The organism is Delftia sp. BGA-UO-ETr-SB1 (assembly GCF_059567865.1).
In genome coordinates this window covers 1741178-1763592 of record NZ_JCAQOW010000006.1, presented here as the reverse complement: position 1 = coordinate 1763592, position 22415 = coordinate 1741178, and the positions used below count along the sequence as shown (strand labels likewise).

The 22415-nt window shown below is 66.6% G+C and carries 18 protein-coding genes; 5 read left to right on the top strand and 13 right to left on the bottom strand.

Going from position 1 to position 22415, the window contains the following annotated elements; all coding sequences use genetic code 11:
* Window positions 1-10: 10 nt before the first annotated feature.
* Window positions 11-2401: a phosphoenolpyruvate synthase gene (gene ppsA, locus AC57B5_RS26745; protein ID WP_012206863.1), complete on the bottom strand. Its 2391-nt coding sequence runs from the start codon at window positions 2399-2401 to the stop codon at window positions 11-13.
* A 209-nt stretch (window positions 2402-2610) separates the two neighbouring features.
* Here ppsA and ppsR point away from each other — a divergent pair, with 209 nt between their 5' ends.
* Complete coding sequence (ppsR, locus tag AC57B5_RS26740) at window positions 2611-3432, top strand: posphoenolpyruvate synthetase regulatory kinase/phosphorylase PpsR (protein ID WP_012206864.1); 822 nt, start codon at window positions 2611-2613, stop codon at window positions 3430-3432.
* Between the two features lie 15 nt (window positions 3433-3447).
* Here ppsR and AC57B5_RS26735 read toward each other — a convergent pair whose 3' ends face one another.
* Window positions 3448-4392, bottom strand: a complete 945-nt coding sequence (locus tag AC57B5_RS26735; RefSeq protein ID WP_043819159.1) for a LysR family transcriptional regulator — start codon at window positions 4390-4392, stop codon at window positions 3448-3450.
* 144 nt (window positions 4393-4536) lie between these two features.
* On the opposite strand from AC57B5_RS26735, the gene AC57B5_RS26730 reads away from it, so the two are divergent.
* Window positions 4537-4821, top strand: a complete 285-nt coding sequence (locus AC57B5_RS26730; RefSeq protein ID WP_192366332.1) for a DUF2798 domain-containing protein — start codon at window positions 4537-4539, stop codon at window positions 4819-4821.
* A 48-nt stretch (window positions 4822-4869) separates the two neighbouring features.
* Here the strand turns inward: AC57B5_RS26730 and AC57B5_RS26725 are convergent, their stop codons facing one another.
* From AC57B5_RS26725 to ahpC, 5 genes are all read right to left on the bottom strand, one after another.
* Window positions 4870-5994: a hemin-degrading factor gene (locus AC57B5_RS26725; RefSeq protein WP_496400645.1), complete on the bottom strand. Its 1125-nt coding sequence runs from the start codon at window positions 5992-5994 to the stop codon at window positions 4870-4872.
* Window positions 5991-6362 carry a hypothetical protein gene (locus tag AC57B5_RS26720; RefSeq protein WP_043796613.1) on the bottom strand — a complete coding sequence of 124 codons (372 nt, stop codon included), beginning with the start codon at window positions 6360-6362 and terminating at the stop codon, window positions 5991-5993. Before AC57B5_RS26720 ends, AC57B5_RS26725 begins: the two co-directional genes overlap by 4 nt.
* A gap of 66 nt (window positions 6363-6428) precedes the next feature.
* On the bottom strand, window positions 6429-8708 hold the full coding sequence (locus AC57B5_RS26715) for a TonB-dependent hemoglobin/transferrin/lactoferrin family receptor (protein WP_496400644.1): 2280 nt from the start codon (window positions 8706-8708) through the stop codon (window positions 6429-6431).
* A 400-nt stretch (window positions 8709-9108) separates the two neighbouring features.
* Window positions 9109-10665, bottom strand: a complete 1557-nt coding sequence (ahpF, locus tag AC57B5_RS26710; RefSeq protein ID WP_012206870.1) for an alkyl hydroperoxide reductase subunit F — start codon at window positions 10663-10665, stop codon at window positions 9109-9111.
* 103 nt (window positions 10666-10768) lie between these two features.
* Window positions 10769-11332 carry an alkyl hydroperoxide reductase subunit C gene (gene ahpC / locus AC57B5_RS26705; protein WP_012206871.1) on the bottom strand — a complete coding sequence of 188 codons (564 nt, stop codon included), beginning with the start codon at window positions 11330-11332 and terminating at the stop codon, window positions 10769-10771.
* 368 nt (window positions 11333-11700) lie between these two features.
* On the opposite strand from ahpC, the gene bfr reads away from it, so the two are divergent.
* Complete coding sequence (gene bfr / locus AC57B5_RS26700) at window positions 11701-12177, top strand: bacterioferritin (RefSeq protein ID WP_448676588.1); 477 nt, start codon at window positions 11701-11703, stop codon at window positions 12175-12177.
* Window positions 12178-12271: 94 nt separating this feature from the next.
* Here the strand turns inward: bfr and AC57B5_RS26695 are convergent, their stop codons facing one another.
* The 3 genes from AC57B5_RS26695 to AC57B5_RS26685 all read right to left on the bottom strand — a co-directional run bounded on the left by AC57B5_RS26695 (window position 12272) and on the right by AC57B5_RS26685 (window position 15844).
* Window positions 12272-13570: a sensor histidine kinase gene (locus tag AC57B5_RS26695; RefSeq protein ID WP_013801127.1), complete on the bottom strand. Its 1299-nt coding sequence runs from the start codon at window positions 13568-13570 to the stop codon at window positions 12272-12274.
* A gap of 98 nt (window positions 13571-13668) precedes the next feature.
* Window positions 13669-14388 carry a FadR/GntR family transcriptional regulator gene (locus AC57B5_RS26690; protein WP_034396394.1) on the bottom strand — a complete coding sequence of 240 codons (720 nt, stop codon included), beginning with the start codon at window positions 14386-14388 and terminating at the stop codon, window positions 13669-13671.
* 121 nt (window positions 14389-14509) lie between these two features.
* A complete protein-coding gene (locus AC57B5_RS26685) occupies window positions 14510-15844 on the bottom strand; it encodes an MFS transporter (protein WP_013801125.1) in 1335 nt (444 codons plus the stop codon).
* Between the two features lie 203 nt (window positions 15845-16047).
* On the opposite strand from AC57B5_RS26685, the gene AC57B5_RS26680 reads away from it, so the two are divergent.
* Window positions 16048-16590, top strand: a complete 543-nt coding sequence (locus AC57B5_RS26680; RefSeq protein WP_496400643.1) for an ureidoglycolate lyase — start codon at window positions 16048-16050, stop codon at window positions 16588-16590.
* A 73-nt stretch (window positions 16591-16663) separates the two neighbouring features.
* On the opposite strand, the gene AC57B5_RS26675 is transcribed toward AC57B5_RS26680, so the two are convergent.
* The 3 genes from AC57B5_RS26675 to AC57B5_RS26665 all read right to left on the bottom strand — a co-directional run bounded on the left by AC57B5_RS26675 (window position 16664) and on the right by AC57B5_RS26665 (window position 21744).
* On the bottom strand, window positions 16664-17632 hold the full coding sequence (locus AC57B5_RS26675; RefSeq protein WP_012206877.1) for an alpha-E domain-containing protein: 969 nt from the start codon (window positions 17630-17632) through the stop codon (window positions 16664-16666).
* Window positions 17633-19102 carry a circularly permuted type 2 ATP-grasp protein gene (locus AC57B5_RS26670; RefSeq protein WP_012206878.1) on the bottom strand — a complete coding sequence of 490 codons (1470 nt, stop codon included), beginning with the start codon at window positions 19100-19102 and terminating at the stop codon, window positions 17633-17635.
* Between the two features lie 143 nt (window positions 19103-19245).
* Window positions 19246-21744, bottom strand: coding sequence for a DNA internalization-related competence protein ComEC/Rec2 (locus AC57B5_RS26665; protein WP_496400642.1), 2499 nt, complete (start codon window positions 21742-21744; stop codon window positions 19246-19248).
* A 173-nt stretch (window positions 21745-21917) separates the two neighbouring features.
* Between AC57B5_RS26665 and AC57B5_RS26660 the strand changes: the two genes are divergently transcribed.
* Window positions 21918-22376 carry a RidA family protein gene (locus AC57B5_RS26660; protein WP_012206880.1) on the top strand — a complete coding sequence of 153 codons (459 nt, stop codon included), beginning with the start codon at window positions 21918-21920 and terminating at the stop codon, window positions 22374-22376.
* The last annotated feature ends 39 nt before the right edge of the window (window positions 22377-22415 follow it).

Sequence of the window (22415 nt, the reverse complement as noted above, 5' to 3'; positions counted from 1 at the left end):
CTGCCAGCCCTTACTGCGCCAGGCGCTGCCAGGTGGCGACCACGCTGTCGGGATTCAGCGAGATGGAGGCAATGCCTTCGTCAGCCAGCCATTGGGCGAAGTCCGGGTGGTCCGAAGGGCCCTGGCCGCAGATGCCCACGTACTTGCCCTGGTCCAGGCAGGCCTTGATGGCGCGCGACAGCATCTTGCGCACGGCGGGGTCGCGCTCGTCGAAGTCGGCAGCCAGCAGCTCCAGGCCGGAGTCGCGGTCCAGGCCCAGCGTCAGCTGGGTCAGGTCGTTGGAGCCGATGGAGAAGCCGTCGAAGAACTCGAGGAACTCGTCGGCCAGGATGGCGTTGGAGGGCACCTCGCACATCATGATGAGCTTGAGTTCGTTGTCGCCGCGCTTGAGGCCGTTGGCCGCCAGCAGCTGGGTGACGCGCTCGGCCTGCTTGAGCGTGCGCACGAAGGGAATCATGATCTGCACGTTGGTCAGGCCCATGTCCTCGCGCACGCGGCGCAGTGCCTCGCACTCCATGCGGAAGGCCTCGCCGAAGTCCTCGGAGATGTAGCGCGCGGCGCCACGGAAGCCCAGCATGGGGTTCTCTTCCTCGGGCTCGTAGCGGCTGCCGCCGATGAGCTTGCGGTACTCGTTGGACTTGAAGTCCGACATGCGCACGATGACGGGCTTGGGCCAGAAGGCGGCGGCAATCGTGGCCACGCCTTCGGCAACCTTGTCCACATAGAAGGCACGGGGCGAGGCATGGCCGCGGGCCACGGACTCGACGGCCTTCTTGAGGTCGGCATCGACGGCGGGGTAGTCCAGGATGGCCTTGGGGTGCACGCCGATGTTGTTGTTGATGATGAACTCCAGGCGGGCCAGGCCCACGCCCTCGTTGGGCAGCTGGGCGAAGTCGAAGGCCAGCTGGGGGTTGCCCACGTTCATCATGATCTTGGTCTTGATGGCGGGCATCTCGCCACGCTGCACTTCGGTGATCTCGGTCTCGATCAGGCCGTCGTAGATCTTGCCGGTATCGCCTTCGGCGCAGCTGACGGTGACCAGGGTGCCGTCCTTGAGCAGGTCGGTGGCATTGCCGCAGCCGACCACGGCCGGAATGCCCAGTTCGCGCGCAATGATGGCCGCGTGGCAGGTACGGCCGCCACGGTTGGTGACAATGGCCGAGGCGCGCTTCATCACCGGCTCCCAGTTGGGATCGGTCATGTCGGTCACCAGCACGTCGCCGGGCTGGACCTGGTCCATGTTGGCGATGTCATTGACCAGGCGCACGGGGCCCGTGCCGATCTTCTGGCCAATGGCGCGGCCTTCGGCCAGCACATTGCCCGTGCCCTTGAGGGCGTAGCGCTGCTCGGCCTGACCCTTGGCCTGGCTCTTCACGGTCTCGGGGCGGGCCTGCAGGATGTAGAGCTGGCCGTCCGTGCCGTCCTTGCCCCACTCGATGTCCATGGGGCGGCCATAGTGCTGCTCGATGACCAGGGCATAGTGGGCCAGCTGCTGCACGTCCTCGTCGGACAGCGAGTAGCGGTTGCGCAGCTCATGGGCCACGTCGGTGGTCTTGACCAGCTTGCCGCTGGCGGCCTTTTCCTCGGGCGAGGCAAAGACCATCTGGATCAGCTTGGAGCCCAGGTTGCGGCGGATCAGGGCCTTCTTGCCGGCCTTGAGCATGGGCTTGTGCACATAGAACTCGTCAGGATTGACGGCGCCCTGCACCACGGTCTCGCCCAGGCCGTAGCTGGAGGTGATGAAGACGACTTCCTCGAAGCCCGATTCGGTGTCGATGGTGAACATCACGCCGGCCGCGCCCAGGTCGGAACGCACCATGCGCTGCACGCCGGCCGACAGGGCCACCACGTCGTGGGCAAAGCCCTTGTGCACGCGGTAGGAGATGGCGCGGTCGTTGTACAGCGAGGCGAACACTTCCTTCATCTTGTGCAGCACCGACTCGATGCCCACCACGTTCAGGAAGGTTTCCTGCTGGCCGGCGAACGAAGCGTCGGGCAGGTCTTCGGCCGTGGCCGAGGAGCGCACGGCGAACGAGGCTGCCTCGTTGCCGCCCTGCAGGCGCACGAATTCCTCGCGGATGGCCTGCTCCAGATCGGCCGGGAAGGGCTGGTTCTCGACCAGGGCACGGATTTCGGCACCCACCTGGGCCAGGGCGCGGACATCTTCCACGTCCAGGGCGGCCAGCTTGGCACTGATCTTGTCGGCCAGGCCGTCGTGGGCCAGGAACTGGCGGAAGGCGTGGGCCGTGGTGGCAAAGCCCGTGGGAACGCGCACGCCTTGCGGCAGCTGCGAGATCATTTCGCCGAGCGAGGCGTTCTTGCCGCCTACGGACTCGACATCGGTCATCCTCAGTTGTTCAAACGGAACGACGAGGGCGGTGGCCTCGAACAGTTGAGACATGGGAAAGCTCCAGAAGTTGAAAACCGTCGTGCGCCGCCCCGGCTGCCAAAGCCGGGCACGGTCGATCCATCCACGCAGGCATGCGCGAGGCTTTGCTGTTCTGGTTGGAGGCCGGCAGCGAGCATGGATGGGAAATTGGGAATAATGGGCGCCATTGTAGGCGTTTGCCGTGAACCGACGGCAGCCCCCCTGTCCAGAGTCCGACCACCATGCACACCCACACCATCTTCGTCATCTCCGATGGCACTGGCATTACAGCCGAGACCTTCGGCACGGCCATCATGGCCCAGTTCGACACCAAGTCGCGCCTGGTCCGCATCCCCTTCGTGGACACCATGGACAAGGTGCACCAGGCAGTGCGCCAGATCAACCATGTGGCCGAGTCGGAAAGCCACAAGCCCATCGTCTTCACCACCCTGGTCAACCAGGACATGCTCGACCTGATCGAGAGCCAGTGCAAGGGCAAGGTGTTCGACATGTTCGGCACCTTCGTGCGGCCGCTGGAGCTGGAGCTGGGCCAGAAATCGCTGCACCGCGTGGGCCGCTTCGCCGACATCAGCGAGAGCAAGGAGTACCTGGAGCGCATGGAGGCCATCAACTACACGCTGGCCCATGACGACGGCCAGACCCACCAGGACCTGACGGGCGCCGACGTGATCCTGGTCGGTGTGTCGCGCAGCGGCAAGACCCCCACCAGCCTGTACCTGGCCATGCAGTTCGGCCTCAAGGTGGCCAACTACCCGCTGATCCCCGAGGATTTCGAGCGCAAGCAGCTGCCGCCCGCCCTGGTGCCCTCGCGCAAGAAGCTGTTCGGCCTGACCATCGATCCGCAGCGCCTGTCCAGCATCCGCAACGAACGCCGGCCCGACTCCAAGTACGCCAGCCTCGTCAATTGCCGCTACGAGGTGGCCGAGGCCGAATCCATGATGCGCCGCAGCGGCATACCGTGGCTGTCGAGCACGACCAAGTCCATCGAGGAAATCGCCACCACCATCCTGCAGGAGGTGCTGCCCCAGCACCTGGGGCACTAGCCTCCCCTGCGCTGCTCAGGCCGGGACGTTCCAGCGCAGCATGGGCTGCTGCGGCAGCGTCTCGACCAGGTAGTCCACCAGGGCACGCACCTTGGTCGGCACGTACTGGCGGTCGCGAAAGCAGGCGAAGAAATCCAGCGTGGTGTCCTCGAAATGCAGCTGCCCCTTGCGCGCCGGGCCCAGGGCCAGCGGCTGCAGCAGTCCTTCGCGCATGTAGCGGTGGGCAATGAAGCTGCCGATCCAGACAATGCCGCCCCCGGCCACGGCCATCTCGGTCAGGGCATCCACGTCGCTGGCGATGGCGGTCACGCGCAGCTGCGGGTCCACGCGCTTGCCGTCGCGTGAAAACGGCCAGCGCATGAAGCGGCCATCTGCCTCGCGCCGGTACAGCAGGCAGGCATGGTCCAGCAGATCCTGGGCCGTCCGTGGCCTGCCATGGGCCTGCAGATAGGCCGGTGATGCGCACAGCACGCGCGGCACGGCCGCCAGCTGGCGCACGGCCATGCCGGGCTCCAGCACATCGCGGTAACGCACGCTGATGTCCACGTCTTCCTTGAGCACATCCACCTGCCTATCCACCACCAGCAACTCCAGCTCCAGCCGGGGATGCTGCGCGGCAAAGGCCGGCAGCAGCGGTGCCAGCACATGGCGGCCAAAGGCTGCCATGCAGGCGATGCGCAGCCGGCCCTGCAACTCGCCGTGCAGCTGGGACAGGTCGGACTGCGCTTTTTCCAGTTCCTGCAGCACGGGGCCCACGCGCGCCAGATAGCGCTCGCCCGCCTCGGTCAACGCCATGGATCGCGTGGTGCGCGTGATCAGCCGCGTGCCCAGCTCGCGCTCCAGCCGGGCGATGTTCTGGCTGGCCGCCGCCGGAGAAATGCCCAGCTGGCGCGCAGCCGAGGCAATGGAGCCGCCTTCCAGGGCTTTGACGAAGGTCTCGATGGAGCGCAGATTAGGCACAAAAAACTATGGATGAAAAATCAATTCATCAATATAGCTTACGAGTGCACCAAGCTGCAGCCCTCTACACGGCAGCACGGGCCTTGCCTACAGTCCTGCACTTGCCGCGCCGAATCGACAAGCGGCCTGACCGGATCCGTGTCCATGCCTCCTACCTCCGCATCTACCTCTGCCTCCATTTCCCCTGCAGCCCCCCGCAGCCGCAAGCTGCACCGCCGCTTCGCACCCATCGTCTTTGCCTTCTATATGTCGGCAATCATGGCGTTTCTGATGTGCTGCGCCATCGTCGGCGCCAACAGCGGCCTGGGCGCCGACTACCTGCGGCGCGTGATACAGGCCTATGTGCTGGCCATGCCCGTGGCCTTTGTCTGCGTGATGGTGGTGCGTCCGCTGGTGGGCAAGCTGGTGGCTGCCACCGTGCACCTCTGACGCGGCCCGACGCAGGGCCGGATCTTTGTTTTCAGGGCCTGGGTGCGCTCAGGCCAGCGCCTGCGCTGCCAGGCGCGGCAGGCCTGCCACCAGTTCGCGCCAACCCGGCAGCTCGGCCCGGCCCGGCTTGCGCTCGCCAAAGAACATGGCCATCAGGTCGCCCTGGGCATCGAAGGCCTCGACCGAGGTGACCACGCCATCGGCCGTGGGCTTTTGCACGGCCCAGACGCTGGCGATCAGGTCGCAGCGCAGATGCAGGTTGAAATCCGAGTCCATCACATTGATCCACTGTGCGCCGCCGGGCGTGTCCATGGGCTGGATGTTGTGCACGGGGCCGGTGTGGATCTGTATGCAGCCGCCGCTGTCCACGAAGACCATGATGGGCAGGCCGTCCACGGCCGCATCGCCCAGCAACTGGGCAACGGACTCGGGCGCCAGCCGCGCGCAGTGGCCGGGCACCAGGCGGAAGGCCTGCTGGCGCTCGGCGCCAAACCGGCGCAGCAGATCGAAGAATTCATGCGTGTCCTGCATGGCGGCCCAGGCAGTGCTCAGGCCGGGCACGTCGATGGCCTCGTCGGCCTGCGGCAGCGCACGCGGGCGGGCATGGCGGAACAGGTAACCAGCGCTGGGCTCGGCGAAACGCTGCACCAGCGCCTCCCATGCCAGCAGGTCGGTGGACTCGCGCGCATGGACCTTGTGCACGGCACGGCCCTGCGCATTGAAGAACTGCAGGCTGCGCATGGCTGGCCTGCCGGCCTGGGCAGGCTGCTCGGTCACGGCATAGCCGGCATGCCATTGGGCAAAGAACATTCGCAGGTCGATGTCGCGGCCCAGGGCAAGGCCCACGCCGCCGTTGGCCGAAAGCTTCTGGTAGACCCCCGTCTTTTCGTGGACCGTGGACTCGTTGCGCGTCAGCGCCATCACGGGGCCGCAGTCCTGCAAACCCTTCAGGATGGCCAGCCATTCGGCGCGCAGCGGCACGGCCTGGAGGCTGCCCTCATGCTGGCCCGCATGCGCGGCAATGGCGGCGCCTTCCGGCAGGCCCAGGGAATCGGCGGCCTCCTTGGCGCGCAGGCCACCCTGGCGCGCCCGCGCAAAGCGTTGGCGGACTGCGGGAGCATCGACGGGAATCAGGAGCCCGCCCTCCTCGGCATCGTGGACGGCGCTGCTCATTGCAGGGTGTCCAGCGGTGCGTGCCAGAGCGCATGGGGCACCGGCTGGGCTGCATGGACTCCAGGCAGGGCGACTCCGGCATCGGGCACGGCGCGGTGCGAGCGCGATGGCGCGCCCGCATCGGCCACTGCCTGCCAGCGTTGCTGCAGCCGCCCCAGCAGGGCGCGCATGTCATGGGACAAGCCGCCCGCGCAGGCCAGGTTTTCGAGCTGCTCGGCCACCCGGGCGGCCATGGCCGGCCTATGGGTGTCGCAGCAGCCGTGGCCGAAGCCGGTCATCAGGGCCAGCGTGGCAGCCAGCGCGGCCTCGTTCTCGGGCAGCAGGTATTCCTCGTCCTGGGCAAGGCTCTCACTCTTGGATGGATGCATGGGGTTCTCCTTGCGTTTCAGTTGGCAGCGTTGCACATGCATGCGCCCGCGCCACAGGCGCATGCTTCAGAAATCCTTGACCATCGACACCCGCACATGGCGGCCGGGCTGGCTGTAGGCGTCGGCAATCGCCGTGCTGGCAGCCAGGCCGCGCACATCGGCCCAGCGCCAGTACTTCTTGTCGGTCAGGTTGTAGATGCCGGCGTTCAGGCGCAGGTCGGGACGTATGCGCCACTGGGCGCTCAGGTCGGCGACGGTGGCCGAGGGGCTGAGCCAGGCGGCGTTGCCGTTGGACACGTCGCCGGCCTTCTTGCCGCTCCAGTGCGAGACGTTGAACTGCACGCCCACGGCAGAGCGCTCATAGCGCACGCCTAGCACCAGTTGCTGGGGCGAGATGGTGTCCAGCGGCTTGTCGGACTGCGTGTCCTTGCCGTCGGTATAGCCATAGGCCAGGCGCGTCTGCCAGTCGCCGCCGGCCCAGCGGCCCCAGTCGTAGTCGGCCTTGAGTTCGAAGCCGCTGATGCGGGCACGGCCCACGTTGATGGACTGGTAGATGGCGGGGTTGGCCGCGTTGCCGGGCTGGCCCGCAACCAGTTGCTGGTCAACGATGAAGTCCTTGTAGCGCCCCGTGAACACGGCGGCGTCCAGGCGCAGCCTGTCCATGCGCCCGCGCAGGCCCAGCTCGAAGGTCTGGCTCTTTTCGGGCCGCAGATTGGGGTTGGGAATGTTCCGGTAGAACGCCACCGGGTTCTCGAAGAAGGCATTGATCTGCCCGGCGTTGGGCGCCCGGAAGCCCGCCGCATAGTTGCCATAGACCGACCAGACCGGGCTGGCCTGCAGCATCACGCCCAGCTTGGGCGAGAGCGCGGAGTCCGAGTTGCTGACCACGGTGGGCACAAAGCCGTTCTGCCGGGGCTTGATGCTGTAGTGCTCGGCGCGCAGGCCCGGGGTCACGCTCCAGGGGCCGCTGTGCAGTTCGGCCTGGGCGAACAGGGCGGTGGCGCTTTCGGTGGTGTCGGGGAAGCGCTTGAGCGGGAAGCTCTCGCCCACGGGCGGCGTGATGCCGTTTTGCGCGTTTACCACCTTGTTGCGGAGGTAGTCCAGCCCGTAGGTGAACTTGCCGCTGGCCGAAGAACTCCAGCGCAGCAGGCGGCTGGCCTGGGCGTGCAGCTGGATCGCGTCCTCGTCATAGGTCACGTCGCGCTCGCGGTAGGGCAGGCCGATGCGCGTCTCGGTGACGAATTCGCGCGCGTCGGACTTCTGGTAGCTGGCCATCAGCTGCAGTTCGTCGGCCAGCGCCGTGCCCAGTTGCTGCCACTGGCCCTGCCAGCTGGCCCGCCAGCGCTTCATGTCGGTGCGCGAGTCGGAATTGGCCACGGTAGCCGAGCGCGCGGACAGCAGGGCGTAGTCGGCGCGCTTGTCCACGTTCTCGAAGGTGAAGACATGCTTTTGCACGGCACTGGGCGTGAAGACCAGGCGGCCCATCAGCGACTCGCTGCGGTCTTTCTCGGGATTGGGCGTGGTGCGCGCCGCGCCCGTCACGTTGTTCGTGCCCATGTTCTCCAGCGCGTGCGAGCGGCCCAGGCCCGCCGACAGCAGCCATGCCCATTCGGGGCTGGCACGGCCCGCCACGGTGGCGCCCAGCTTGCGGCCGTTGTCCGAGCCGTCATAGCCGGCAGCCACGCGGCCGGCTATGCGCTTGTCCTTGCCCAGCAGATCGTCCGGCTGCACGGTCACGAAGTTGACCAGGCCGCCCATGCCGTCCGATCCATAGAGCGCCGGCGTGGAGCCGCGCAGGATTTCCACGCGCTGCACCAGGCCCAGGTCCAGGTAGTCGCGGCCGAAGCTGTTGGCGCTGAAGCTGTAGCTGCGCGGCAGGCGCACGCCATCGACCAGCATGAGCACGCGGTTGCCGTCCAGGCCACGGATGTTGAAGCCGCTGTTCTGGTCACGCCCGGCCGACGAGGTCGCCAGCGAGAAGCGCGCCGGGGCGCGCGGCACTTCGACATTGGGCAGCAGGTTGACCATCTCGCGGATGTCGCTGGCCTGCTCGCGTTCCATGCGGCCGGCGTCGATCACGTCGATGCTCATGGGCAGGGTGTCAGGGTCCTGCACCTCGCGCGAGGCGCTGATCACCATCTCCTTGAGGGCCGGGGCACGGGTCCGTGCCCCGGACGCGGCCTGCGCCAGCAATTGCGTGTCGGCATCCCCGGCATTTGCAACGTTTGCGGCGGCCTGCCCCGGATCCTGGGCCAGGGCAGCGGAGGCGCACAGCAGCGCGCAGGCGGCGGCCAGGGGATGACGCGCCCGCCGGGCGCTTGATTGCATTGCGAAGTCGTAAGCCATTGCGAAGCCCTCTCTCTCTGATCAACATGGATGTGCGAGAGCTGGCTTCTGCTTGCAACGGCTGGCGGGTGGCCCGCCAGCCGTTGGCGCGTCATGTGCTGGCTGGATGAAGAAAAATTATATGCGAATAGTTCTCATTTATTGGTTTGATCTGGCGCATGGTCCCCGGAACAAACCCTGCTGGCGCCGCGTGCCGCCAGGCAGCTATCTGTGCGACACCCACAGCGACAAGGCCCGCGCCTGAAGACGCGGGCATGAAAAATAGCCCCACCCTCCCCTTGCTGCGCCAGGTGTTTTGCCCCTGGCAGGGCGATGAAAAAAGGGCCCGGATGCCATGGCATCCGGGCCCTTTCTCCGCCTGCTCCGCGCCATGGCGGAGCAGCAACTGGTCAATGGCTGGTCAGTGGCGGATCAGGTGGTCGAAGGCCGACAGCGCAGCCGTGGAGCCGGCACCGGCAGCGATGATGATCTGCTTGTACGGCACGTTGGTGCAGTCACCTGCGCCGAACACGCCGGGCACGCTGGTGTGGCCCTTGGCGTCGATCACGATCTCGCCGAAGCGTGTCAGCTCCACCGTGCCCTTGAGCCAGTCGGTGTTGGGCAGCAGGCCGATCTGCACGAAGATGCCTTCCAGCGCCACGGTCTTGACCTCTTCCGTCGTGCGGTCCTTGTAGGTCAGGCCGGTGACCTTCTTGCCATCGCCGTTGACCTCGGTGGTCTGGGCGTTGAGGATGACCGTGACGTTGGGCAGGCTGCGCAGCTTCTTTTGCAGCACGGCGTCGGCCTTGAGCTCGCTGGCGAACTCCAGCAGCGTCACGCTGCGCACGATGCCGGCCAGGTCGATGGCCGCTTCCACGCCCGAGTTGCCGCCGCCGATGACGGCCACATTCTTGCCCTTGAACAAGGGACCGTCACAGTGCGGGCAGTAGGTCACGCCCTTGGTGCGGTACTTGTCCTCGCCCGGCACGTTCATGTTGCGCCAGCGCGCGCCGGTCGAGAGGATGACCGTCTTGGCCTTGAGGCTGGCGCCCGAGGCGGTCTGCACCTCGATCAGCCCGCCTTCCGTGGCGGCCGGAATCAGTTTGGACGCCGTCTGCAGGTTCATGATGTCCACCTCGTAGTCGCGCACATGGCGCTCCATGGCGGCGGCCAGTTGCGGGCCTTCGGTCTTGGAGACCGAGATGAAGTTCTCGATGTCCACGGTATCCAGCACCTGGCCACCGAAGCGCTCGGCGGCGATGCCGGTGCGGATGCCCTTGCGTGCCGCATAGATGGCAGCCGCCGCGCCGGCCGGGCCGCCGCCGACGATCAGCACGTCGAAGGCATCCTTGGCGGAAATCTTGGCCGCTTCACGCGAAGCGGCGCCGGTATCGACCTTGGCCACGATCTCGGCCAGCTCCATGCGGCCCTGGCCGAAGCGCTCGCCGTTCACAAAGACGGTGGGCACGCCCATGACTTCGCGCTGCTCGACTTCCTTCTGGAACAGCCCGCCGTCGATGGCGGTATGGCTGATCTTGGGGTTGAGCACGGACATCAGGTTCAGCGCCTGCACCACGTCGGGACAGTTGTGGCAGGACAGCGAGTAATAGGTCTCGAAGTGCAGCGGCACGTCGATATTGCGCACCTGCTCCAGCAGCTCGGCCGATTCCTTGGACGGATGGCCGCCGACCTGCAGCAGGGCCAGCACCAGTGAGGTGAATTCATGGCCCAGGGGGACGCCGGCGAAACGCACGCCGCTGTCCACGCCGGGATTGGTGATCAGGAACGAGGGCTTGCGCACCTCGGCGTCGTTGTGCTCGACGACGGTGATCTTGTCGCTCAGCTCGCGGATTTCCAGCAGCAGTTCCTTCAGCTCGCGCGCACCCTGGCTGTCATCCAGCGAAGCCACCAGCTCCACCGGACGCTGCAGGCGCTCCAGGTAGGCCTGCAATTGGGCTTTCAGGTTGTTGTCAAGCATGTCGGACTCCTAGGGAAATACGAATTTTCGGAAAAAAAAGCCCGGGCGCCAGGCACCCGGGCGTCTTCAACAGTTCAACTGTGAACAGGAAGCGGTGTACCGCTTAGATCTTGCCGACCAGGTCGAGCGACGGAGCCAGGGTCTTGTCGCCTTCTTCCCACTTGGCGGGGCAGACTTCACCGGGGTGGTTGCGGACGTACTGGGCAGCCTTGACCTTGCGCAGCAGATCGACGGCGTTGCGGCCAATGCCTTCGGCGGTGATTTCCACGGCCTGGATCACGCCATCGGGATCGACGATGAAGGTGCCGCGGTCAGCCAGGCCCTGGCCGGGACGCAGGACTTCGAAGTTGTTGCTGATTTCCCAGGTGGGGTCGCCCAGCATCGTGTACTTGATCTTGCGGATGGTGTCCGACGTGTCGTGCCATGCCTTGTGCACGAAGTGGGTGTCGGTGGACACGGAGAAGACTTCCACGCCCAGCTTTTGCAGTTCGTCGTAATGGTCGGCCACGTCGCCCAGTTCGGTGGGGCACACGAAGGTGAAGTCAGCGGGGTAGAAGAAGAACACGGCCCACTTGCCCAGGACGTCCTTTTCGGTCACTTCGATGAACTTGCCATTCTTGAAGGCCTGCGTCTTGAAGGGCTTGATTTGGGTGTTGATCACGGACATTGCTGTTTCCTTTGTGGTTGGTGAGTGAACACAGGACGAAGTCTAGGCCCAGGCAATCGATTGATCCAATGAATTGATTGAATTCATCCGATTGCCAAAAACTATGTGAACATCCTTGGTCTCCAGGCCTGCGGGCTTGACCAGCCTGCCACCGGCCTGAAGAGGCTATTTTGGGCCGAAATATGACAAGGCAATGCAGCAACCCCGCAGCCGCGTCGGCAGCCGGCCCGCAAACGAGAACGCGCCTCATAAGCAGCCAATGCGCGATAACAGGGGTTTGCTTGATCTGACGCAGAAACCCTAGACAATCCACCCCTATAGCGGCCGGCGATCGGCGCGGTCCCCCACGTACAACAAAGGAGTTCCCCATGCAAGGCGACGCACAAGTCATCACCTGGCTGCAAGCCCAGCTCAAGAACGAGCTGACGGCCATCAACCAGTACTTCCTGCACTACCGCATGTACAAGCACTGGGGCTTCGACAAGCTGGCCAAGAAGGAATACAAGGAGTCCATCGGCGAGATGAAGCACGCCGACTGGCTCATGGACCGCATCTTCGTGCTCGACGGCCTGCCCAACCTGCAGGACCTGGGCAAGCTGCAAGTCGGCGAGGACGTGCCCGAAGCCCTGGCTTGCGACCTGAGCAGCGAGAAAACCGCGCAGCAGACCATCAAGGACGGCATCGCCCACTGCGAAAGCGTGCGCGACTATGTCTCGCGCGATCTGCTGCAAAAGATCCTGGACGATACCGAGGAGCACATCGACTACCTCGAAACCCAGCTGGACCTGATCGACAAGGTCGGCATCCAGAACTACCTGCAGTCGCAGATGGAAGAAGAGTCCTGAGCATCGGACTCAGGGGCGGCGGCACAGGCCGCACCCCGCACTCGAAACGACGGGCCTGTGTGCCCGTTTTTTCATCTTCTGGCCCGGCTATCGGTCACTCGTCGGCATACCGCAGCGGAAACAACAGAAGAAAGGTCGTGCCGGTCTGCGCGGCCGACTGCACCTCGATCGTGGCGTCCAGCAATTCCGCCAGCCGCTTGACGATGGACAGGCCGATCCCCTCGCCTGCGCCGCTGCGGTAGCTGGCCGCCGCACCGCCTTGCTGCGGCGCGCCCCCGGTGCGGACCTCCCCGGACGCCGCCGTCCCCAGGTGGCCCGAAGGGTCCATGTCCGTGGCCTGCTTGAGGGCGGCAACCAAAGGCGCCGCAGGCGCCATGCCAGGGCCCGTGTCCCCGATGGAGAGCATCCAGCGGCGCCGGTCCTCCCCATCGCCCAGAGCCCACTTCACCGTGACACCGCCCTCCTGGGTGTACTTGAGCGCGTTGAGTATCAGGTTCTGCGCGATGCGGCGCAGTTTCAAGGCATCCCCTTCCACCGGCATCGTGCCCGGCCCCTGCAGGTGCAGGTACAGGCCGCGATCGTTGGCCAGGGCCTGCAGCCCCTCGCACAGATGGGTGATCACCTCGGCTGCGTCAAAGGAGGTCAGCTGGCGATGCTCGCGCCCGGCGTGCAGCTTGGCCAGCTCCGTCACGTCATCCAGCAGATGGCGCAGCGACTGGACGTTGCGGTCCAGCATGCGCAGGAGTTTCTCGCGCGACTGCGCCGGCGCATGCTGCATGCCCAGGCCATGCGTCACATTGGCCACCACGCCGACGTTGCTGCGCAGGTCATGCGCGACCTGCTCCCACAGTTGCGAGCGCTGCAGGTCCAGCGTGCTCACGTCATGCAGCGCCGCTTCCAGGTCCCGCACATGGCCCTCGGCCTCCTGCTGCTGCAGGCGGAAATACTGGGTGCTGCTGTCCTGCACGTCGCGCGTGTAGGTGGCGGCCCAGGCCTTGCGCGCAACGGGCATGGCGCCATGCGCATCGGGATGCTCCTCGGCATAGGCCTCCAGTTGTGCCACCATGACTTCGTTGAGCAGGCCCAGCTCGCGCACGACTTCATGCAGGTCATAGCCCTGTTGCCAGCGGTGCAGGCCGTGGGCGGCGGCCTGCTCGCCATCGACCGGCGGCTCGGCAGCGCCTGCCGGGGCACCGCCGAGGGCCCGCAATTGCTGCTCGAACGCGGCCAGCACGGCCGGAATGTGATCGTTCAACTGGGTGCGGGGAAGCGCCTCGCCGGCGGTCAGTGCCGGGTCCCGCCTGACGGCCTTGCGCCATGTCTGCAAGAGTCCTTCGCGCTGCGCAGCGAGGGCGTCTGCCAGTATGCAGAGTTCATTTCCTTGGCTTGTCATGGATCGGCATCCGTGGCGGTCTGTAGAGAGGGAAAAAATGCGTTGCGCCAAGGATGGTAAGGCCAAAAACCCGGCCGATCGGGCTCGTGCCGGCGCGCCTACAGGCCGGTGGGAAAGTGCACGCCCGCACGCTGGGCAGCCTGCACGATGTGCGTGGCCATGGCCTGCTGCGCCAGTTCGGGCCGGCCCTGGGACAGGGCCTCGATGATGGCGGCATGCTCCTCGGCGGTCGCATGGCGCGCGCCGCGCTTGTAATACGGCAGGCGCTGGCTTTCCTGCATGACCTCGCCGCTGCCGCGCAGCACGTCGGCAATCGCATGGTTGCCCGAGATGGTGGCGATCTGCAGGTGAAATTCGAAATCCAGGCGCGTGGCCTGCACGAAATCGGCCAGCTCGATGCTCTGCTGCATGGCCTGCAGGTTGGCCTGCAGGGCCGCCACGTCTTCGGGCTGCACCACCAGGGCGGCCAGGCGTGCGACAAAGCCCTCCAGCGCATAGCGCAGCTGATAGACATCGGTGAGCGCATGCGAGTCGGCAAAGCGCCAGGCCTCTGCGCCAGAGGCCGGGGCGTCGGTGGCCTCGGTCACGTACATGCCCTTGCCGGGCCGCGCCACGACCAGGCCCAGCCCCTGCAGCGTGGACAGCGCTTCGCGCAGCGAGGTCCGGCTGATGCCCAGTTGCTCCGACAGGTCGCGCTGCGACGGCAGCAGCGCGCCCACCGGATACACGCCGCCCTCGATCCACTCGCGGATCACGCGGGCGGCATTGCCGGCAACGGCGGTGCTGGCGGAAGGACTGGAAGCGGTGCTGGGTTCCATGCGTTGGCAGGTCTCGGGGTCGGGGGCGGCAGGTGCGCTGATCTTAGCGACTGCGCACCGCTGCCGCATGGTCGTGGGTCGTGTGGTCGTGTGGTCGTGTGGTCGTGCGGCGTTGGTGCCTCTACTTGTTGACCAGCTTGGCCGGCACCGTATAGGTCAGGAAGGCGCCGAACAGCAGCACGCCGGCCAGCACGAACATGGCGGCATTGGTGCTCTGTGTCGCATCCTTGATGAGGCCGATCATGTAGGGACTGATGAAGCCGGCCAGGTTGGCAAAGGAGTTGATCAGCGCAATGCCGGCTGCCGCACCCGCGCTGGACAGGATGGCCGTGGGCAGGCTCCAGAACAGCGGAGAGGTCGCCAGGCTGCCGCCCGCGGCCAGCGCCAGGGCGGCCAGCGACAGATAGACGTTGCCGCTGAAGATGGCCGACAGCATCAGGCCCGCTGCGCCCACGCAGAACGGCACGATCAGGTGCCAGCGGCGCTCGCGCATGCGGTCCGAACTGCGGCTGACCAGGTTCATGGACACCACGGCCACCGAGAACGGCACGGCCGTCAGCAGGCCGATGTGAAAGGCCCCCTCCACGCCCGACTGGCGGATCAGGCTGGGCAGCCAGAACGTGAGGCCGTACTGGCCCATGACGGTACAAAAGCAGATCAGGGCCATCTTGATGATGCGCGGGTCGGAGAACAGCGCGCGCAGCGTCACATGGCTATCGCTCTTGCTGGCGTTCTCGCGGGCGATGTTGCGCTCCAGCAGGGTCTTTTCCGCCTCGGTCAACCAGCGTGCGGCGCGGATGCCGTTGTCCAGGTACCAGAGCACGGCCAGGCCCAGAATCATCGAGGGAATGGCCTCGAGCAGGAACAGCCATTGCCAGCCGCGCAGCCCCGCCACGCCCTGCATCAGGTCCATGATGCCGCCCGACAGCGGGCCGCCCAGGATGCCCGAGACCGGAATCGCGCACATGAACAGCGCCACCATGCGGGCGCGCCGGTACGACGGAAACCAGTAGGTCATGTACAGGATCATGCCGGGGTAGAAGCCCGCCTCGGCCGCGCCCAGCAGAAAGCGCAGCACGTAGAACTGCGTGGGCGTGCTCACGAACATCATGGCCGCCGAGATCAGGCTCCACATGATCATGATCCGCGAGATGGTGGCCTTGGCGCCTATGCGGTGCATCAGCATGTTGCTGGGCACCTCGAAGAAGAAGTAGCCGATGAAGAACAGCCCCGCCCCCAGGCCGTACATGGCCTCGCTGAACTGCAGGTCGGCCAGCATGTGCAGCTTGGCGAAGCCCACGTTCACCCGGTCCAGGTAGGCCGCCACATAGCAGGCCATGATGAAGGGCAGCAGGCGCCAGGCCACCTTGCGGTAGACGGCGGCCTCGGCCGGCGTTTCGCTGGCCAGCGCCGGCGCCGCGCCGGCGACCTCGGCAGATGCGGGAAGAGATGACATCAGGGAGTCCTTGGTTGAGGAGTTGCGACCAACTGGTATTACCGGTATGAAATTACGAAGCGAACGGTACCCCCAGCGCTTGGCCATGTGCACTCGCATTTACCCCAATTCAACGCAAGCAAAACTAATTCCCCGAGGTTTGACAAAAATCCGGTCCAACTGCAAACTGGTATTACCAGTACGAAAACAAGAGGCAAAACTTCGTGAACACCTTGTCAGAGACCCGCCCCGCCAGCCTTTGCCTGCGCGCCCAGCCGCTGACCGCCGAGGCCTTTGCCGAGTTTGGCGAGGTCCTGGACAGCACAGGCCACACACCGCTGCTCATCAACGATGGCATGACCGAGCGCTACCACGCCCTGGCCCGCGTGGACACGGGCGGCAGCGAAGGCCATGGGCTGATCAACCTGTTCAATGCCCGGCCCTATGCGCTGCCCCTGCGGCTGACCAGCATGGAGCGCCACCCCCTGGGAAGCCAAGCCTTCATGCCGCTGGATGCACAGCCCTTCATCGTGGTGGTGGCCCCCCTGGGCGAACAGGTGGCAACCGCCGACCTGCGCGCCTTCATCACCAACGGCCGCCAGGGCGTGAACTACCGGCGCGGTGTCTGGCACCACTCGCTGATCGCGTTGAATGCGCCGGCGCGCTTCATCGTGATCGACCGTGGCGGCCCTGGCGACAACTGCGACGTGCTGCCCATCGGCGGCGCCGAGGGCGTTGTGCTGGACCTGGGCAGCGCGCAGGCCTGAATTCGGCCCGCCCCATGAACCAATGAACAAAGCCGCCCGAGGGCGGCTTTGTGCTGCATGGCGGCCGGCGGACTCAGGCGGGCACCAGAAAGTCCCGGCTGATGCCCTGGCCCAGGTCGTGCACACGGTCCAGGAACTGCGTGAGATAGGCGTGCAGGCCCGTGGCCAGGATTTCGTCGATGCGCGCATAGCGCAGGTCGGCCAGCAGGCGGCCTGCCTTGCGCTGGGTCTCGCGCGACTGGGCGTTGGCCACGCTTTCCAGGTTGGCCACCACCTCCAGCATGCTGGCCAGCAGCGAGCGCGGCATGTCGCTGCGCAGCATCAGCAGCTCGGCCACGCGCTCGGGCGTGATCACGTCGCGGTAGACCTTGCGGTAGACCTCGAAAGCCGAGACGCTGCGCAGCAGCGCGCTCCAGTGGTAGAAGTCGAACGGCGTGGCCGCCTTGCCCGATGCGCCGTTGCGTGCGCTGCCGTGGTAGTCACGCTCGATGGCGTGGAACTTCACGTCCAGCAGGCGTGCCGTGTTGTCGGCGCGCTCGATGAAGGTGCCCAGGCGCAGGAAGTGGAAGGCCTCGTCCTGCAGCATGGTGCCCAGCGTCACGCCGCGCGACAGGTGCGAGCGGTGCTTGACCCATTCGAAGAACTGGCCCGGATCGCGCTCCCAGTCGCCCTCGGCCAGCAGGCGCTTGAGCTCCAGCCAGGTCTGATTCTGGGTCTCCCAGGCCTCGGTGGTCAGGGCGCCGCGCACGGCGCGCGCGTTCTCCCGCGCAGCGCGCAGGCAGGAGGCGATGGACGAGGAGTTGCTCTCGTCGCGCACCATGAAGTGCAGCACGGCCTCGCGCTGCACCTCGCCGTGGCGGGCAGCGTAGGAGGGGATCAGCTCGCTGATGGACAGCACGCCCTGCCAGGCCTTGCGCGCCACCTGCGGCGCCTGGGGCAGCATGGAGGTGTCATAGGAGACGTTGAGCATGCGGGCGGTGTTCTCCGCACGCTCCGTGTAGCGGGACATCCAGTACAGATGATCGGCAGTACGGCTGAGCATTCAATGTCCTCCCTCGTTTGACTCACCGGCCCCGAGCACCCAGGTGTCCTTGGTGCCGCCGCCCTGTGATGAATTGACCACCAGCGAGCCCTCCTTGAGCGCCACGCGCGTGAGGCCGCCGGCCACCATGCGCACCTGGTTGCCGCTGAGCACGAAGGGCCGCAGATCGATGTGCCTTGGTGCGATGCCCTGCTCCACCAGGGTGGGGCAGGTGGACAGCGCCAGCGTGGGCTGCGCGATATAGCCGCCGGGATTGGCGATGAGCGCGCGGCGGAAATCCTCGATCTCGCCGCGCGAGGCGGCAGGCCCGATCAGCATCCCGTAGCCACCGGCGCCGTGGACTTCCTTGACCACCAGCTCATCCAGGTGGTCGAGCACGTAACGCAGGTCATCGGGCTTGCGGCACAGCCAGGTCGGCACGTTCTGCAGAATGGGTTCCTCGCCCAGGTAGAAGCGGATCATCTCCGGCACATAGGGGTAGACCGATTTGTCATCGGCCACACCCGTGCCCGCTGCATTGCAGATGCTCACGTTGCCGGCACGGTAGGCGCGCATGAGGCCGGGGCAGCCCAGCGTGGAGGTGGGGCGAAAGACTTCGGGGTCGAGAAAATCATCGTCCACGCGCCGGTAGATCACGTCCACGCGCTGCGGGCCGCGCGTGGTGCGCATGTAGACAACGTCCTTGTCCACCACCAGGTCCTGGCCCTCGACCAGCTCCACGCCCATTTGCTGGGCCAGGAAGGCATGCTCGAAGTAGGCGCTGTTGTGCATGCCGGGCGTCAGCACCACCACCGTGGGCTCGGGCGTGCCGGCCGGCGCGCTGGCGCGCAGCGTCTCCAGCAGCATGTCGGGATAGTGGGCCACGGGCTCCACGGGATGGCGCGAGAACAGGTCCGGGAACAGCCGCATCATCATGCGCCGGTTCTCCAGCATGTACGACACGCCCGAGGGCACGCGCAGGTTGTCCTCCAGCACGTAGTACACGCCCTCGCCCTGGGCATTGGCAGCGCGCACGATGTCGATGCCGGCAATGTGGGCGTAGATGCCGCCCTGCACCGCCAGGCCCCGCATCTCGGGCCGGTACTGGCTGTTGTTCAGCACCAGTTCGCGCGGCACCAGGCCCGCGCGCAGGATCTCCTGGTCGTGATAGACATCGTGCAGGAAGCGGTTGAGCGCCGTCACGCGCTGCACCAGGCCCGCCTGCATTCGCGACCACTCATGTGCGGGAATGACGCGCGGTATCAGGTCGAAGGGGATGAGGCGCTCGTTGCCGGCGCCGCTTTCGTCCTTGTCGCCGTAGACGGCGAACGTGATGCCGACGCGCCGGAAGATGATCTCGGCCTCGGCGCTGCGCGCTCGCAGCGTCTGTTCGGACTGGCGCGCAAGCCATTGCGCGTAGTCCTTGTAGTGCAGGCGCACATCGCTGCCGTCGAACGGCGTCATCGTGTACATCTCGTCAAATGGATGCATTCGTCACCTCCTGTCGCTGCATGTGTACGGGGTCTAGCAAGCTACGGGCCAGCCCTCGTATCGCACCAGTGTAGCGATAGGTAACCTCAATCCGGACAAGCGGTATCCAGCATATGCATCCTGCTCCGCCATCGGCGCACGCCCTATCCGCCCTGCCCCTGCGTGACGTGCACATCCCAATAGCGGCGCGCCCTTTCCCGCTCGCAGACCAGGTGCATGGGGTCCGAAGAGCGCCAGTGCGCCGCACCGCAGCGGGCCGACTGCACCACGCCGGCGCCATGGGCCTCATAGCGGCGCACCACCTCGGGGACAGGATGGCCATAACGGCTGCGATATCCCGCCTGCACCATGGCCCAGCGCGGTGCCAGGGCCTGCACCAGGGCGGTGCTCGATGAAGTGCGGCTGCCGTGGTGGGGCACCAGCAGCCACTGCACGGGCGTGAGGGCGCCGGCCCTTGCCAGTGACCGCTCCTGCGCAGCCTCGATGTCACCGGCCAGCAAGGCCTGCACGCCAGATGCCGAGCGCAGCAACAGCACGCAGCTGCCCGCATTGGCATGGGCCAGCGCCCGTGCGGAGGGCAACCGTTCGCCGGCAGGCGGATGCAGCACCTCCAGCCGCACGCCATCCCATTCCCAGTGCTGGCCCGCCTGGCAGCGGCGCACAGCGCCCAGGCCGGCCAGCGCAGGGTCGAGGATCACGGAATCCGATCCCCAGACCTCCGCCTGCGGCTGCGCGGCACGCACGGCCAATGCACCGCCCGTGTGGTCATTGTCGCGGTGGCTGAGCCACAGGGCATCCAGCCTCAGACCCAGAGCCTGCAGCAGCGGCACCAGCACCCGGTCGCCTGCATTGCTGTCCAGGCCGTACTGCGGCCCCGCGTCATACAGCAAGGCATGCCGCGCCGTGCGCACCAGCACGGCATTGCCCTGGCCTATGTCCACGGCCATCAGGTCGAACTCGCCATGCGCCGGTGCTGGCGACGGCCACCACAGGGCCGGCAGGCACATGGCCAGGCCCCAGCAGCGCCATCCGGCAGGCACCGGAGCCACCAGCGCCAGGCCACCGCACAGCGCAGCCAGCCCTGCCCACAGCGGCGGCTGCGGCAGTTGCACCACGGCCCATGCCCACTGGTCCAGCCATTGCAGCAGCTCCAGCAGCGGGGCCAGCGCCAGCGCCGCGCCTGTCCACAAGGGCGGCCACAAGGCACCCAGCAGGGCCAGCGGCGTGACCACGAAGGTCACCCAGGGAATGGCCGCCAGATTGGCCAGCAGCCCCGACAGCGACAGCTGGCCGAACAGCATCAGGCCCAGCGGCGCCAGCGCCAGCGAGATGCGCCATTGCTCGCCCCACAGGGCCAGCGCACGGGCAGGCAGCGAAGGCCGCTGCGCGCCCTGCATGCGCGCATCGGTGGCCAGCAGCACGCCCACTGCCACAAAGCTCAGCCAGAAGCCGGCCTGCCACAGGGCCCAGGGGTCCAGCACCACGACCACGGCCAGCGCCAGGCACCACACGGCGGGCCAGGGCCAGCGCAGTCCGGCGCCGCGCAACGCAGCCACGCTGGCCAGCATGCAGACGGTGCGCTGTGCCGGCAGGCCCCAGCCGCTGAACAGCGCATAGCCGCCCGCCAGCAGCACGCCGGCCAGCAGGGCCGCCTGCGGCGCCGGGCACCACAGGCAGGCCCGTGCGCTGCAGCGCCAAAGCCGTCCCACCACCAGGGCTGCCAGCCAGGCGAACAAGGTGATGTGCAGGCCGGAAATGCTCATCAGATGGGCCACGCCGGTATGCCGGAACAGTGCCCAGTCATCCCGCGCAATGGCCTGCTGATCACCCATGGCCAGGGCGGCCACCACACCCAGCATGCGCGGCGCATGGGCAGGGTCCAGGCCGATGCGCTGCAGGGATGCCGCAAGCGCGAACGTGCGGCCCAGGATGGCGTCGCGCATCTGCTGGCGCCAGCGCTGCAGGGCATGGCTTCCGGTGTCGGCCAGTGGGCGTGCAGCGGGCTGTTCGCGCACATGGCCCGTGGCCTGCACGCCCTGCTCCCACTGCCACAGCTCATAGTCGAAACCATGGGGATTGCGCGCGCCATGCGGGCGCTTGAGGCGCACGGTCAGCGCCCAGCGCTGGCCCGGCCGCAGATCGGGCAGCATGGCAATACCCCTGGACTGCCGGCCCCGGGGGGCGTACCAGGACAGTTCGATCAGTGCAGGAAACGGCGCCAAGACCTCTTCGCTGCCGGCGATCCGAGCCTGCTCCACCTCCATGCGCCAGCGCATGCCCTGGGCCATGTTCTGGGGAAGCGATGCCACGACGCCGACGATGTGCAGGTCACGCCCCTCCAGCTCCGACGACAGCGCCTGGCCCGCAAAGTCCTGGGCTCGCCAGCCGGTCAACCCGCCCACCAGCAAGGCGGCGCAGACAGCGGCCCACAGGCGGTGCATACCACGATCGCGCCGGCCTGCCCATGCCCGCCATGCCCTCCATGCCAGGCCTGCCAGCCCCATGCCCGCCAAGAGCAGATACATCCACAGCGGCCACAGGCGCGGCTGCGTGACCTGCCAGGCCGCACCGGCCACGCAGCCGAGCAGCAGGGGCGTCCAGGAAGACGGTGAGAGGGTTTGGGCAGGTGCCGCAGGGTGCATCCACACATGCTAGGAGCGGATGCCGCGCAGCCACCATGCAGCGCCTCGGATTCAGACAACAATCAGACTGGCGGAAGCCCAGGCCCTGACATGCCAGGGTGCAAGGGGCTGTGTCACACTGTCCGCCACCCCGGCACTGGTGCCGGATTTTTCTTGTCTCGAAGGAATCAACGATGAGCGTTTACGAACAACTGAAGGCCCTGAACATCGAACTGCCGTCGCCTGCCATCCCGGCGGCGGCCTACGTGCCCTATGTGCAGACGGGCAATCTGGTGTTCCTGAGCGGCCATATCGCGCGCAAGGACGGCAAGGTCTGGGCCGGCCAGCTGGGCCGTGATCTGCAGACTGCCGACGGCCAGCAGGCCGCGCGCGCCATCGCCATCGACCTGATGGGCACGCTGCAGCACGCCGCCGGCGGCGACCTGGGCCGCGTGCGCCGCATCGTCAAGCTGATGTGCCTGGTCAACTCCACGGGCGACTACACCGAGCAGCACCTGGTGGCCAACGGCTGCAGCGAGCTCCTGGGCCAGGTCTTCGGCGATGCCGGCACGCATGCGCGCAGCGCCTTCGGCGTGGCCCAGATTCCGCTGGGCTCCTGCGTGGAAATCGAGCTGATCGCCGAACTGGCCTGATCGGCAGCATGCCGCCGCACGGCGCCGCCGTGCTCGCAG

Bases quoted from the DNA above. Each gene is read 5' to 3' on its own strand.
- ppsA (WP_012206863.1), bottom strand. From the start codon at position 2,401: ATGTCTCAACTGTTCGAGGCCACCGCCCTCGTCGTTCCGTTTGAACAA.
- ppsR (WP_012206864.1), top strand. From the start codon at position 2,611: ATGCACACCCACACCATCTTCGTCATCTCCGATGGCACTGGCATTACA.
- AC57B5_RS26730 (WP_192366332.1), top strand. From the start codon at position 4,537: ATGCCTCCTACCTCCGCATCTACCTCTGCCTCCATTTCCCCTGCAGCC.
- AC57B5_RS26725 (WP_496400645.1), bottom strand. From the start codon at position 5,994: ATGAGCAGCGCCGTCCACGATGCCGAGGAGGGCGGGCTCCTGATTCCC.
- AC57B5_RS26720 (WP_043796613.1), bottom strand. From the start codon at position 6,362: ATGCATCCATCCAAGAGTGAGAGCCTTGCCCAGGACGAGGAATACCTG.
- AC57B5_RS26715 (WP_496400644.1), bottom strand. From the start codon at position 8,708: ATGGCTTACGACTTCGCAATGCAATCAAGCGCCCGGCGGGCGCGTCAT.
- ahpF (WP_012206870.1), bottom strand. From the start codon at position 10,665: ATGCTTGACAACAACCTGAAAGCCCAATTGCAGGCCTACCTGGAGCGC.
- ahpC (WP_012206871.1), bottom strand. From the start codon at position 11,332: ATGTCCGTGATCAACACCCAAATCAAGCCCTTCAAGACGCAGGCCTTC.
- bfr (WP_448676588.1), top strand. From the start codon at position 11,701: ATGCAAGGCGACGCACAAGTCATCACCTGGCTGCAAGCCCAGCTCAAG.
- AC57B5_RS26695 (WP_013801127.1), bottom strand. From the start codon at position 13,570: ATGACAAGCCAAGGAAATGAACTCTGCATACTGGCAGACGCCCTCGCT.
- AC57B5_RS26690 (WP_034396394.1), bottom strand. From the start codon at position 14,388: ATGGAACCCAGCACCGCTTCCAGTCCTTCCGCCAGCACCGCCGTTGCC.
- AC57B5_RS26685 (WP_013801125.1), bottom strand. From the start codon at position 15,844: ATGTCATCTCTTCCCGCATCTGCCGAGGTCGCCGGCGCGGCGCCGGCG.
- AC57B5_RS26675 (WP_012206877.1), bottom strand. From the start codon at position 17,632: ATGCTCAGCCGTACTGCCGATCATCTGTACTGGATGTCCCGCTACACG.
- AC57B5_RS26670 (WP_012206878.1), bottom strand. From the start codon at position 19,102: ATGCATCCATTTGACGAGATGTACACGATGACGCCGTTCGACGGCAGC.
- AC57B5_RS26665 (WP_496400642.1), bottom strand. From the start codon at position 21,744: ATGCACCCTGCGGCACCTGCCCAAACCCTCTCACCGTCTTCCTGGACG.
- AC57B5_RS26660 (WP_012206880.1), top strand. From the start codon at position 21,918: ATGAGCGTTTACGAACAACTGAAGGCCCTGAACATCGAACTGCCGTCG.